This window comes from Candidatus Culexmicrobium sp. (assembly GCF_058356305.1).
The window spans coordinates 13,598-26,485 of record NZ_JBTVBB010000016.1 but is presented as its reverse complement, the minus strand read 5'-3'; the positions used below and the strand labels follow the sequence as shown (position 1 = coordinate 26,485).

Annotated in this window: 13 protein-coding genes; 4 read left to right on the top strand and 9 right to left on the bottom strand. The window is 35.9% G+C overall.

Annotated features, from left to right (window positions below; translation table 11 throughout):
* The first annotated feature begins 23 nt into the window (after nucleotides 1-23).
* From ACW8TM_RS04855 to ACW8TM_RS04840, 4 genes are all read left to right on the top strand, one after another.
* Nucleotides 24-182 (top strand): type II toxin-antitoxin system VapC family toxin, encoded by a 159-nt coding sequence (locus ACW8TM_RS04855; protein ID WP_491532156.1) that lies wholly within the window; start codon nucleotides 24-26, stop codon nucleotides 180-182.
* Between the two features lie 272 nt (nucleotides 183-454).
* Nucleotides 455-1,189: a hypothetical protein gene (locus ACW8TM_RS04850; RefSeq protein WP_491532155.1), complete on the top strand. Its 735-nt coding sequence runs from the start codon at nucleotides 455-457 to the stop codon at nucleotides 1,187-1,189.
* 232 nt (nucleotides 1,190-1,421) lie between these two features.
* Nucleotides 1,422-1,562: a hypothetical protein gene (locus ACW8TM_RS04845; protein WP_491532154.1), complete on the top strand. Its 141-nt coding sequence runs from the start codon at nucleotides 1,422-1,424 to the stop codon at nucleotides 1,560-1,562.
* Nucleotides 1,516-1,788 (top strand): hypothetical protein, encoded by a 273-nt coding sequence (locus tag ACW8TM_RS04840; RefSeq protein ID WP_491532153.1) that lies wholly within the window; start codon nucleotides 1,516-1,518, stop codon nucleotides 1,786-1,788. Before ACW8TM_RS04845 ends, ACW8TM_RS04840 begins: the two co-directional genes overlap by 47 nt.
* A 474-nt stretch (nucleotides 1,789-2,262) precedes the next feature.
* On the opposite strand, the gene ACW8TM_RS04835 is transcribed toward ACW8TM_RS04840, so the two are convergent.
* From ACW8TM_RS04835 to ACW8TM_RS04795, 9 genes are all read right to left on the bottom strand, one after another.
* Nucleotides 2,263-2,715, bottom strand: a complete 453-nt coding sequence (locus ACW8TM_RS04835; protein ID WP_491532152.1) for a type II toxin-antitoxin system VapC family toxin — start codon at nucleotides 2,713-2,715, stop codon at nucleotides 2,263-2,265.
* Nucleotides 2,678-2,932: an AbrB/MazE/SpoVT family DNA-binding domain-containing protein gene (locus tag ACW8TM_RS04830; protein ID WP_491532151.1), complete on the bottom strand. Its 255-nt coding sequence runs from the start codon at nucleotides 2,930-2,932 to the stop codon at nucleotides 2,678-2,680. The genes ACW8TM_RS04835 and ACW8TM_RS04830 overlap by 38 nt, the downstream gene beginning before the upstream one ends.
* A 95-nt stretch (nucleotides 2,933-3,027) precedes the next feature.
* Nucleotides 3,028-4,950, bottom strand: coding sequence for a VWA domain-containing protein (locus ACW8TM_RS04825; RefSeq protein WP_491532150.1), 1,923 nt, complete (start codon nucleotides 4,948-4,950; stop codon nucleotides 3,028-3,030).
* A 3-nt stretch (nucleotides 4,951-4,953) separates the two neighbouring features.
* Nucleotides 4,954-6,468 carry a cobaltochelatase subunit CobN gene (locus ACW8TM_RS04820; protein WP_491532149.1) on the bottom strand — a complete coding sequence of 505 codons (1,515 nt, stop codon included), beginning with the start codon at nucleotides 6,466-6,468 and terminating at the stop codon, nucleotides 4,954-4,956.
* A gap of 1 nt (nucleotide 6,469) precedes the next feature.
* On the bottom strand, nucleotides 6,470-8,875 hold the full coding sequence (locus ACW8TM_RS04815; protein ID WP_491532148.1) for a cobaltochelatase subunit CobN: 2,406 nt from the start codon (nucleotides 8,873-8,875) through the stop codon (nucleotides 6,470-6,472).
* A complete protein-coding gene (locus tag ACW8TM_RS04810) occupies nucleotides 8,872-9,645 on the bottom strand; it encodes an ABC transporter ATP-binding protein (protein ID WP_491532147.1) in 774 nt (257 codons plus the stop codon). The genes ACW8TM_RS04815 and ACW8TM_RS04810 overlap by 4 nt, the downstream gene beginning before the upstream one ends.
* Complete coding sequence (locus tag ACW8TM_RS04805) at nucleotides 9,636-10,670, bottom strand: FecCD family ABC transporter permease (RefSeq protein ID WP_491532146.1); 1,035 nt, start codon at nucleotides 10,668-10,670, stop codon at nucleotides 9,636-9,638. The genes ACW8TM_RS04810 and ACW8TM_RS04805 overlap by 10 nt, the downstream gene beginning before the upstream one ends.
* A complete protein-coding gene (locus tag ACW8TM_RS04800; RefSeq protein WP_491532145.1) occupies nucleotides 10,639-11,742 on the bottom strand; it encodes an ABC transporter substrate-binding protein in 1,104 nt (367 codons plus the stop codon). Before ACW8TM_RS04800 ends, ACW8TM_RS04805 begins: the two co-directional genes overlap by 32 nt.
* Nucleotides 11,743-12,272: 530 nt before the next feature.
* Entirely contained in the window at nucleotides 12,273-12,887 is a 615-nt protein-coding gene (locus tag ACW8TM_RS04795) for a hypothetical protein (RefSeq protein WP_491532144.1), read from the bottom strand.
* Nucleotide 12,888: the final 1 nt, after the last annotated feature.

Sequence of the window (12,888 nt, the reverse complement as noted above, 5' to 3'; positions counted from 1 at the left end):
ACTCACCAACTGTTGATAAGACTATGGAGGTTGCATTTGAGAATAACATAACAGTTTATGATGCATCCTATATAGCCCTAGCTATAATTAAGGGCACATGCATGTATACTGCAGATGAAGGGCTTATAAAAAGATTGAAGAAAGAATATTTAAAATATGTTAAAAGCATAAGAGACATTTAACAAATAAAAATTCAATATAGGATTAATAAAGACTTAAACCTAAACGGCCTCGTATTTTGCTGTTGGCTTGATGTTAATCTTCCAAGTTAAATGTTAATGTTTATGTATGCTTTCGACTTTTAATTTTAATAGCTTCCTATGTTTTTGGATTTTTGATTTGTATTGACGTAGATTTATGATATTAAATTTCAGATTGCTAATGTATGATTCGTCTATATGTATCGTGAATTAGGTTTTAAAAGCATGACGAATTAGTTTGTATAGGTGATATTATGGAGAAGAAGTATATTGTATTTTCAGCATTAATTGCACTGGTGTGTCTAGTTTTATTTACAGTACCCTATGGTGTAGCCTTCAAATCAACTAATAATAGTGAGGAGTTAAAGGGTAAACTTGAAGTTAAAATTTTCAAGGGAACTATAACTTCTATAACGAATACCAGTATAATTGTTATGGGAGATGAGTTTAACGGTGAACTTATAGCTAGAGGAGTCTGGATATACATTAATGATTCACATGTAGGGCGGGGATGCTGGGTTAAAGTTATGGGTAAAATTGAGGAGAATACTGCATTAATTGCCATGGCTTCCATAGAGAAGAATGGAGAAACATTAAATGTGCTACTTGGTTTAGAACAGGATGGCTTAACACTATTTAGACCTAGACTTTTCAAGAGATTTCACACTAAGAATTACTTTGGAATCTATGGAAAAATAATGTCAAAGGGTAGTAATTACATGTTAATTGAGAATCGTGGTCGTAGAGTTGTAGTCGTTTTAAATCCTGATAGTAAATGGTACAAGGCTGGAGAGGGTGTTGTAACATGGAGTGAAGTGAGCAGTGAATTTAAGCAGGAAGATGTTATAAGAGTATTCTATCATAACATTCTAGTTTTAAGGAAAGTTTTCAGAGATGAGTTCAGTATAAATGCAATAATATGGGGTTATAGTGGAGCGATTATAGATCTAACAACAGGTATATCTATAGTCAGATATTTGGGCGAGTAACTTCATTGACACGTCATTGTGCCATTAACTTCATAATTATTTTTTGTTGAAAGTATTGGTATAGAATGATATTGATGTTACGATGAACATTATTTTATGTCTATTTTTTAAAGTGGATTTTAGTAATTTAATCCTCAAAATTCTTTCTTGAATAGTTAACATTGTATCTATACATCATGAGGCTTTGGAAAATATTTAATTTAATGTTTTTTATTTATCTGTGGGGTTGCTATTGAGTGATGCTGTTTTAAAGTATAGGAAAAGGCTTGGTAGGATGCGTAGGGGTAAGAGATTAGGATTTATTATCCCAGTGAAGGGTGAGAAGTTTGCCAGTAAGAGTAAAAGTGAGACTAGAGAGTCTAAGGAACAATAAAATAGTCATTGTCCCAGCACTACTTAATACAGGATTTACATCTGACGAGCTAGATATACATGTACCTAAGGATTTAGCTGAGAAACTTAGTCTTTGGCCTCCGCCTGAAAATTCCTCACTAGAAGTCCTAGATACTGCTGGAGGTGAAGTTTTAAGCTACTTTATACCTAATTCAATAAAACTTACAGTAATAGAGGAGGATAGAACTTCGATAACTATAACATGAACATGTAATGTAATAGTTTCTCTTTATGAAAGTGAAATACTGTTGTCAGATGCTGTAATTGAGGAATTAGAAATAGAAATAGAAATATTGTCGCCAAAATCAGGATTATGGAAATTTAAGGGAGAGGGGAGAATAAGAAAAAGCGTTTAAGTCTAGCTTTGTTTTGAGTTCTTGCTATTGACTAGTAAAATATAATAAATATAATATTGCTTCTTTTGCGATTTATTTCCTATTCTACCATAAAACAGCAAATATAAGAGAATGTATTCAAGAGCTTATGTGATTATGATAAATGAATCTTAAGGGTTTAGTTATAGTTGAATTAAAATTGATGATTTCATTCAAGCTACTAAATTGATGGAGAAGTATGATCTTGACTTTAAAGATTTACTGCGGCTAGCCACAACTTAAAGGTTGACGTAAAGGAAATTATAGCGAGTAATGTTGATTTCACTTGATCTCCCCTTTATGTTGTTATAATTTTATTTCATTTAGGAAGATTATATCATATCTTTTCAGTATTTCTATATGTTTTTCCATTTCCTTTTCTGGTTTTAGGAAGAGGGCTTTTCCCTTAATTTTACTGGCTGCTGCTATTACATAGCAGTCTGTTAATGCTATTTTTAGTTTCTTTTTTAATTCTCCAGCTTGAATGGTGAGGTCATTTATATTTAGAATTTTTAGTTTACTTTTTATCCATTCAATGTATTCTTGGGCTGTTTTATTTGGATTTTGTATTCCGGCGATCTCATATATTCTTGAGACTATATAGAGTGTCTCAGATAGAACTTGTGGAACTGTATAGAGGTTTAATTTCATTTTCAAAAGTTTATCGATTTTATCTAGATGAGGACTTGTCTCGATAATGTATTCAACTAGAATTCCTGTGTCAATAGTTATTCTTAAGTCTCTTGATATGAGAGACAAGTTCCTCTTCCTCCAACTTAAACTCTTCTTTCAATATTTCTTCGACAATTTTTGGATCGATTTTTACTCGAACTGGCTGGAAGGGTTTTAATATGAGGCTTCTGCCTTGGATTTCTACGAGCATTTCATCTCCTTCCTTAACACCTAAGGCTTCCCTCAATTTTTTCGGTAATATTATAATGCCTTTTCTCCTAATTTTAAGTATAACTTTACTCATGGGTTTCACAAAAATGTATAGTTTGATTTAATATTTAAGTTTAACTAATGATGTTGGTTTAACAATTGTTATTTTGATTTTGAAGATGTTCCCTATTAGGTGTAATGGTAGATTTGTGCATTGGTTATTTTTGCTATTAATTCTATGTATGAGGGAGCTAGTTGAATTGTGGTTGGTGGTTTTGTGTCGTGGATTTCTAGTTTTAACTTGTTTTTGGCTAGTGTGTAGGATAGTTTTTGGATGTCGCTTTTAATTGTGGTGTAGAGTGGGACGTTTGCTTTTCCATCTGTTATGAGTATGCCTTGGATCATGGCGTTTGTATTTTTCATTTTAAATGTTTTTGCTAGGTGTATTAGGGTTTGGAGGGCTGAGGGTAGTGGTGTTCTTCCTCCTGTTGGTAGTTTTTCTATTGCTTCTAGAATGTTTTTATAGTTTCTTGTTGGTGGAATTGTGATTTCAGCTTTTCTTCCTCTGAAGGTTATGAGTGCTACATAATCCCTGTTTATATATGATTTTTCTATTAGTTTTTGTGCAATTCCCTTTGCTATACTCATTCTCTTCTGTATACCCATGCTGCCACTTGAGTCTAAAATTATGACTGATAGTTTAGGTGTTCTCTGCTTTCTTATTCGCACTCTTATATCATCCTCTTCTATTTTGAGTGGTAGGGATTTTCTTTTCATTGCTGCTGCATTTATGGTTGCAATTATATCTATGTCTTGTAGTTGTTCATCTCTTGATGGTAGTGTATATGATGTGTGGTAGCCGTGGGGGTAGCCTATAACTGTTGTTCTATAGTTTCTTGATCCATGCTTCAAGGTGTAGCTTGATAATTCTCCTCTAACTTTACTTGGTTTAAATTCTAGGTTTACTTCTGACGCCTTGAATGTTTCCTCTCTATTGCCTGGGGCTTGAATATTGAAATTTGACTCTAAATTGTCTTGGTGATTTTTTCTACTAGTTTGGGATTTACTTGAATTGTGGGTGTGGTTTTCATGGTGGCTGGATGGTGGAGGTGGAATTTGTGGTGGTTTTAGGGGTTCTGATTTTAATCTGTGTGGTAGTGCTAGCTCCATTGCCTTTTTCAAGTCTTCATATGTAACCTTTCTTCTTCCATTTAATGCTGCTATTGCCTTTGCAGTTTTCACTGTTGTTATTTCAGCTCTATGTGTTTTGATGTTTAGTTTGATTATTGTTTCTATTAGGAGTTTTAGTAGCTCATCATCTATGATTGTGCTTTTAATTATCTCTCTTGCCTTTATAATGGAGTTTCTAAGCTGCTTCTCCTTTTCCTCATACTTCCTGTAGAATGATATTGTATTTGAATGGAATTCTTCTACTCTCCTTACTATTTCAGCTCTTTCTTCAGGATTGTTTAATGCTTCAATTTTTACATAGAGGCCGAATCTGTCGAGGAGTTGGGGTCTTAGTTCTCCTTCCTCTGGATTCATACTTCCCACTAGGATGAATCTTGCTGGATGTCTGAATGATATTCCTTCTCGCTCAATAATATTCCATCCCATTGCTGCTGCATCTAGTAGTACATCTGCAACATAGTCGTCTAGTAGGTTTACTTCGTCGATGTAGAGGATGTTTCTATTGGCTTCAGCTAGTAGTCCTGGTTGGAGGGCTCTCACACCTTCTCTTAATGCTCTTTTTATATCTATGGTTCCAACTAGCCTATCAACTGTTATGCTTAATGGTAGGTCTATAACTCTCATTTTTCTCTTAGCTATCTTCAGTTTACCTCCACTTGTTAGTTTGTCATAGCATGTATCACACATTTCTAGTGGATTATGTGGATTACAGTTGAATGGACATCCATCTACAACTTCGATTTCAGGCAGTACTTGGGATAGGGCTCTTACTAGTGTTGATTTACCTGTTCCCTTTTCACCGCTTAAAAGTACTCCTCCTATTGTTGGGTCTATTGCACAGCAGAGTAGGGCTAACTTAGCTTTCTCTTGTCCAACAATTGCTGTGAATGGGAGAACTAGCTTTCTTTCATGTCTACTCATAATTCAATCCTCCCCCTTTGACTGTTTTGCGTATTTTTTAGTCAATTTTTCCCATGCATCACTAATTTCTATCATTTTACTTTTCCAATTCTCAATTTCCTCTGGGGTATACCATGTGATGCTACTTCCCTGAATGAATCCTTCACTAGTTATGTTTTCTTCAAGTATTCCTTCAACTTCAGCATATGTTTCTCTGAGTTTTTCTAGGATTTCCTTTGGAGGTTTCCATAGATTTCTTTCTGCTGCTTCTATTAGTCTTCTCAGGATTTCTTCAAGTGCCCATACATTGTTTTCTTCAAACCATTTCTTCATTTCTTCATTTAAAATGTATGTTTCAGCGATTTCATTGAAGATCCAGTTGCTGACTTGCTTGGTGGTTGCCGACCACCCGTATAAGTGGAGTATTTTTCTTGAAAATTCATTTGCCCCTCTATAGCCATGTTTCTTCATCTCGGAAATCCATAGGGGGTTGAGGAGTTTTGCTCTAACAATTCTTTCAACTTCATTTTTAATGCTTCTAACTCCTGTTAGACTTACATCTCTAGTATCTACTATTACTGCTTCAATGTCGCTTCTCCCTGTTATACTTTTTATTGTATTATAGAATCCTCCTTGATAGGAGAAGTAGCAGCAGCAGTTGAGTAGGTCGTGTTCATCGCTTGCATGATTTCTAGTTACTAGGTCTACGTTGCTTAGGTTTAGGATGAAGGCTTCTGGACTTGGCTTTCCAAAGCTGTTTTTAGTGTACATGTAACATCCCCATTGAATCCATGTTTTCGCTAGGTCTTCATCCTTTTTCCATGCTGAGGCTTCAATTGCATAGTTGACTCCAGCGCCATATGTTCCAGGTGGGCTACACCAAACTCTACATTTTGCTTCTTCAATATCGTCTTTACCCATTTGCTTCAACTTTTCCAGATAGTCTAGATAATGTTTTTTAACATAGTTTAACTCTATTGGCTCGTCTAGCATTATGACTTTTGTAACAGCCTTATCTATTAGGTATATGTAGTTTGGAAGTGTGTCTCTAACTATTCCACTTATCCTAACTACTACATCTATTCTAGGTCTTTTAAGTTCATTTAAAGGTATTACTTCAACATCCTTAATGGAGCCATTTACTCCCCATACAGGTTTAGTTCCAAGTAGATATAGTATTTGGGCAAGTTGTTCTCCATCAGCCTTATATGCGTCGAGACTCCAAAGCCAGTGGCCAATGCTCTCTGGATGTCTACCATACTTTTCAAGATAATAGTTAATCAGCTTATTTGCGGTTTCAACTCCAATTTTCCATGCTGCTGGTGTAGGTATGATTGTTGGGTCAACTGCATAGAAGTTTCTACCAGTGGGTAAAATGTCTATTTTTCCTCTAGTAATTGCTCCTGATGCTCCTGGCTCAATATAGCCTGCTTCTAATCCTATTAGAAAGCCATCATATTCACGGCTACATTTCTCTATTCTCTCAGCTAACTCTAGTGCCCTTCTAAAGACATTTACTAATTTTTCAATTTTCTTCATTTTAACCTCTAGAATATTTAACACCTCCAGTTAAATCCTTTAATTCTTTATTAAGAGTTTTAATTAGTAGTTGGATGTCAAGCTTATTGGAAGTAACTCCTAATTCTAGGAGTTTAGAAATAATTTTGACAGCTAATTTATGTAGGAGGTTTAGGGTTTCAGAATTAGTTAAACCTAGTCTATTAAGTTTGTTTGGCTTCGATCTTAACTCATCATAATCTAAATCTAAGTATTCAGCTAAGGCTCTCCTTATTGATGGGAGTTCATGTGAATCATATGCCATTGCAGTTGCAACATATTCAGCTATCCTAGTTTTATTTTTTGGTGGTTTCCCAAATACATGTAGTCCAGCTTCTATTTGAGTATTCCTAACAGTACTTACATATCTGTGAATTTCCTCTACTACTCTTTCTTCATCTTCACTTTTAATTGGAATGTTATGTTTCTCAGCTTTCTCCACTAGCTCATCATAGATTATTTTAGCTCTCGTAAAGTCTCCTAACTGTTTTGCATGGGAATATTGTGCTAATAGTAGGTTTATTTCATCTAGTACATCTGCCATCATCATTGACGGATACATATGGTCAACAATTGTTGCATAGCTTCTTCTCTTAGCTATGACTCCCTCCATTGGATTAGATACCACATAGACATATAGGTGTGGAGTGTCATCTATGGAGATTTCAGGCCAGCATGATGGTGATAATCCTACACTTTTGCCTGGTCTAAACTCTAGGGTTCCATGGGTTCCAAAGTGAATTATTACATCGGCTTTAAAGACTCTTGTAATCCATCTGTAAACTGCTAGCCATTGATGGGGAGGTGTAACTGTTGGATCGTGAAGTATTCTACATGCTTTTCCATCGCATATTGGACCTGCACATCCAAATTTAGGTTGAGTTGTAATGAAGATGTTGCCAAGTAATATTCCTGGAATGACAAACTTCCCATTATAGATCATGCCTACTAGTTCCCTTGAAATTCTTTCTTCCAATACATCTATTGGATGTCCCCAATCATTAATCATCTTTTCTCTAATGTTTGATGGGAGCTCATTAAACCACTCCATATACTTGTTGGCGTCGACAAAGTCTACTGCGCCTCCACTCTTAACAATGTCTTCAATTGAAGTCCATCTAAACTCGCTTATTGCCTTCCTTTCTAGGAACATTTTAATTAGCTCGCTTCCTGTTTGAGGTAGTGTTTTACCTACATTGTATCCATAATCCTTTAATTTGTGTAGAAGCTTAACAATGCTTTCAGGGACATCTAAGCCGAATCCAACAGCTATGTTTGCCTCTAAATTTTTACATGGAGGATTGATTAGGATGAATGCAATTTTGCGTTTGCTTGGAGGCTTTTTCTTCAGTTTAATCCAATTCTTAACTCTTCTAGCAATATATTTGGTGTGGGGTATGTATGCTTCATATGACTTAACGCCACTTGAATCCATTTTAGATCCAGCGATAAATATTGGTTCAATTAAGCCGTCAACTTCAGGCATGATGACTCTATAAACTTGAGATAGATAGTCAACTCCTTTTTCATCTTTAAGCCATTCCTCTATGCTCTGGGATAGTGAGGTTACAGTGCTAATTATTGGTACATTTAACTTTTTAAGTAATTCAATTCCTGAAACAAGTTTAAATCTTTGACGTTTATTTTTACTCCATCTTCCATGATCTAATAGGAAGAATGATGTTAAATTAACAATGCCTTCCACAATTGGATTATTCTTGATGAAGAAGAATTTTCGAATACTATCTTCAGTGGTTGGAGTATTTAGAAGCACATCTTTAAATCCATAGGTGAAAACTGGGATTACTCCCATACCTTCAGATTCTAAGGCGTCAATAACTTTTTCAATGTGATTGAGACGTTCATAGATTGCATAACTCCTATAAAATAGGAGTCCAACTAAGGGCTTCGAGGCATATGGATATTTTTCCAAGTATTTTTCTGTGGATTTGAACAGTCCAATTTTCGGGTGAAGTATTCCATGCCATGGAACTTCCTCTAGTCTGCCTACTTTGACGTTGAAGCCTATTGCCTTGAGGATTAAGTGAACTAGGTTTCTCAAGTTATTCTTGCCACCTGTCTTATAGTATGCTGCTGCCTTGGAGATGATTTGAAGGTTAGTGGAGGATAAATGTTCATATGTGTCTGATAGAGATATTATTACTTTCGCTTTTCCATTCTTAACTGCTTCTTCCACATCTTCTGGAAGCCTGCTGGAGTAGATTAGGATTGCATCTGCTTTTCTTATGAATTCTACGTGCATTGAGGATAGGATGTCACGGATGGCGATATATTTAAAGTTATGTTCTTTAGCTTCTTCAGCAAGTACCTTTGATAGTGCTGGTAGTGCTATTGCTCCATAGCCAATTATGAATGCAAGCCTAGTCATGTTGTCATCCTCAGGGGTATTATGAATGGGTGTGGGATTTCTAAGACTTTTACTTCGACTCCATAGACTTCCTTAATGTTTTCAGGTGTTAGAACTTTGCTAGGTGTTCCAGCGGCGAATATCTTTCCATTCTTTAGCATGACAATATAGTTGGAGAATCTTGAGGCTAAGTTTAAGTCGTGCATTGCCATTACAACTGTTAGAGTATAGTTTTCAGCTAGATTCTTTATGAGTCCGAGAATTTCCAGTTGATGCTTTAAATCTAAATTGCTTGTAGGCTCATCTAGTAGTAGTACTTCGGGTTCTTGAGCTAGAGCCCTTGCTATGAGGACTTTCTGTCTTTCCCCTCCACTCAACTCGTCGAAGAACCTGTTAGCTAAATGTTTTGCTCCAACCTTTTCGAGGGAAGACCATGCAATCTTCAAGTCACGCTTACTTAAACTCCAATTTACATATGGGCGTCTACCAAGTAAAACTACTTCAAATACTCTTAATGGAATGTGGGGTGGATAGATCTGAGGTAGATATCCTATTTTCCTGGCAATTTCCTTTAAGTTGAGCCTACTTATTTCACTTCCATCTAGAATTACTGTCCCAATTTTAGGTTTCAAAATATTACCTATACATCTAAGCATGGTTGTTTTTCCAGCTCCATTTGGACCTATAATTGAGGTTACCTTTCCCTCCATAAACTCTATGGTAACATTGCTTAATGCTTCAATTCCATCATATGTAATTGTAACTCCTTTAACCATAATTTTTACCGCCATATCTCCCTCCTCGCCTTGAGTAGTAGGTAGATGAATAGTGGTACTCCGAGGAAGGCAGTTACAACTCCAACTGGAAGTTCTATTGGAGCTAAGATGACCCTTGCAATTGTATCAGCTGATAGGAGGATTATTGCCCCTAGTAAGAGGGAGCAAATTATTGAAAATCTATAGTCTACTCCGATAATGAGTCGAGCAATATGGGGTGCAACTAAGCCGATGAATCCAATTGGACCAGTTGTACAGATTACAATTGCAACTGCTAGGGCAGATAGAATTGAGCAAGCAAGTCTAGTGTGCTCTGGATTTGTTCCTAGACTTCTAGCTACTTCTTCGCCCATTGTAAGTGAGTTTAAGTCCCATGCATACTTGAATAGGGTTATGCAAATTAATATTGATGGAGTAACCAGGTGGAGTCTACTCCAATTAGCTAGGGCGAGGTCGCCCATCATCCAGTGGATGAGCATCTTCAACTGCCATTCTTGAGCTATATACTGGAGGAGTGTGATTAGAGCTGAGAAAATATAGGTCATGGCAATGCCAGATAATATGACTGATTCTGAAGTCATACCCTTAATTTTAGCTATAAAGAGGGCTATTAAACATGAAATTAATGCGAATAGGAATGCATTGGCCATTATAATATATGGGCCAAATCCAATTAAGCTTACACCCAGAACTATAGCTAGTGCAGCTCCAAATGAGGCTCCCAAGCTAACACCTATAGTGAAGGGGCTTACAAGAGGATTTCTCAATACGCCTTGTAGAGTAATTCCTGAGGTAGCGAGTGTTGCCCCTGCAATTAAAGCCATTAAGGCTCTTGGAACCCTAATATTCCAGATAATTGTCCAAGAAATAGGATTTAAATTAGCGTTAGGAGTGAATATTAGAGTTAAAATTTCAATTGGACTAATATATACTACGCCAATACTTACTGATACTAAAAAAAATATTGGAATAGCTAGAGTTAGCAGTGCTAATATGATGACCTTCCTACTAGCCCATTGGGTATATCCAGATTCCATCATACTTGACACCTAGTAATTCTTCTAGAAATTGTTTATGGAAAGCGACTGGATCTAAGTCATTGAAGACTTCTGGATATAATATTTTTGCAATATAAGCTAATTCAGCTACTAGGCCAAATGTGTCATGAAGCATATCACTACATATTAGGTAGACTTTGCCGTCTCTTACAGCTTTAATTTCACTCCAGCCAGCTCTCTCCATAATTTCAGTTCTAATTGCTACTAGTGGAGATGGATCAACTGCTCCATATGGTTGAAATTTGCTAGCTGATATAGCCTTGATTATTATGTCTGGATTTTTCTCGATAACTGCTTCAGAACTTATCTTTGGATATGTTACTGGCGAGTCTGCAAAGACATTTATTCCACCAGCAAGTTTCAGTAGTTCATCCCATCCGCTTCCAGGTCCAGCTGCAACATAGTCTCTATAACCTTCAATGTAAACTCGAACTCTCTCTTCAGCTGGAATATCCTTCACGCGGCTCTTAATAGTCTCAACAATGCCTTTCCAATAACTCACAAGCTCTTCAGCTCTATCAGTCTTATTAACTAGCAGTCCAAGAAGCTTAACTTCAGTGAAAAGTGTATCAATTTTGTAGAAGTCAAGTCTTATAACCTTAATACCTACTGGTTCAAGTTTTTCTTCCAATTCCTCTGGCTTAGGCCATCTAACGTAGCTTATAACAACGTCAGGTTTAGTTGCTATTATGGCTTCAATATTGGGTTTAAATGAAGTACCAATCACAGTTACATTTGGAGCCCAGGGATCACCTACAGCATACTTAGTTATGCCGACAATAGCATCCTTCATTCCAAGTGCAATTAAGACTTGAGCACTATCTGAAGTTAATGTGGCAATCTTCTCTAGTGGCCATGGAACCGTAACGTATCTTCCTGCACTATCGACAATAGTGATGCTTTTTCGCTTTTCTTCGATTGGTGATGGTGTAGGTGTTTGTCTACCTAGCCAAGCATATCCAGCGGCACATGATACTATTACGAGTGTGATTATTAATGCTATCTCTAATCTTGTAACGCCCTTTCTATGTTTATATTTTAAGCGCCCCATCATTCTGGTAACACCTTTTGCAAGAAAGGTAACACTTCTGAAAATATTTAAACATTACCATATGGTCAATAAATTTAGAAATAGATTGGTTGACAACTTGATTGATGTCAGATATTTCCTATTTAGTTGCATAGTCTTGTGAGTCAACTTTAAACAGTTAAGATCTAAAACTTAGGCTTATTGTTACTTTTCTTTAACAAGTAGTTGAAGGTGGCGATTATAATCGTTATATGTAGTTAAGTTGTTTATCTCCTTGTTCTTTTTAATATTTTAATTTTTACTGGTTTTCTATGCATAGGATTGTGTCTTTTACTCTTCTTATGAATCTTGGGCATTTACTGCATTCTGATGGGAGTATTACGTTTCCATCTTCTGGGCATGCTAGTACTTCTATTGAGGCTATTCTATATCTTGGTGGCTGTGGCTTTTTGTTGAATATTTTTTGGAAGTCTTTTAGTGTTAGGATTGGAGTTAGGAAGTCTTCTATGTCTATGACTAACTGGATTTTTCTAATTTTTGTATATCTTATTGGTTTACTTTCCAGTTTCTTTTCCTCCTCTTCCCCTCAAAATTTCTAGCCATGGATTGTCTTGCATGTATGATGGTAATCCTGGAAGTTTAACTTTGGTTTTTACTGGTTTTTCTATTATTATTGGTTTTATTGGCTTTGCTTCACCTATGTTTTTGATTATTTGGTTGAGTTGACCTTCTATTTTTTGGATTTGGTTTTCTATTTTTCTTAGTCTTCTTGATATCTGTTTTATTTCTTCTGCTAGGTTTGCTTCTAAAATTATTTTTGGTTTATGTTTCTTTGCTGGTAGTACTTCTCTTAGTTTTTCGCCTGTCGATATTATTAGTCCTATTCCCATTTCCCTTAATATTTCACTGTCTATTATTGTTGCTATTAGGCTTGGAATTACAATGTATATCATGTTGCATTGTTCTTTTAGTGCTGATGTTTCCATCATGAATTTTATTAGTTGACTACTATTTCTAACCGCCTTGGCTGGTAGGATGTTTATGAATATCTTTTCTTTTCCATTGGTGAAGGCTAGTGTTGGCTTTATTTCTAGATGTCTAATTTCATCTTCATCTAGTTGGATGAGGTTTTTGCTTTGGAAGTATTGCTTAATTTTTTCTATTTCCATT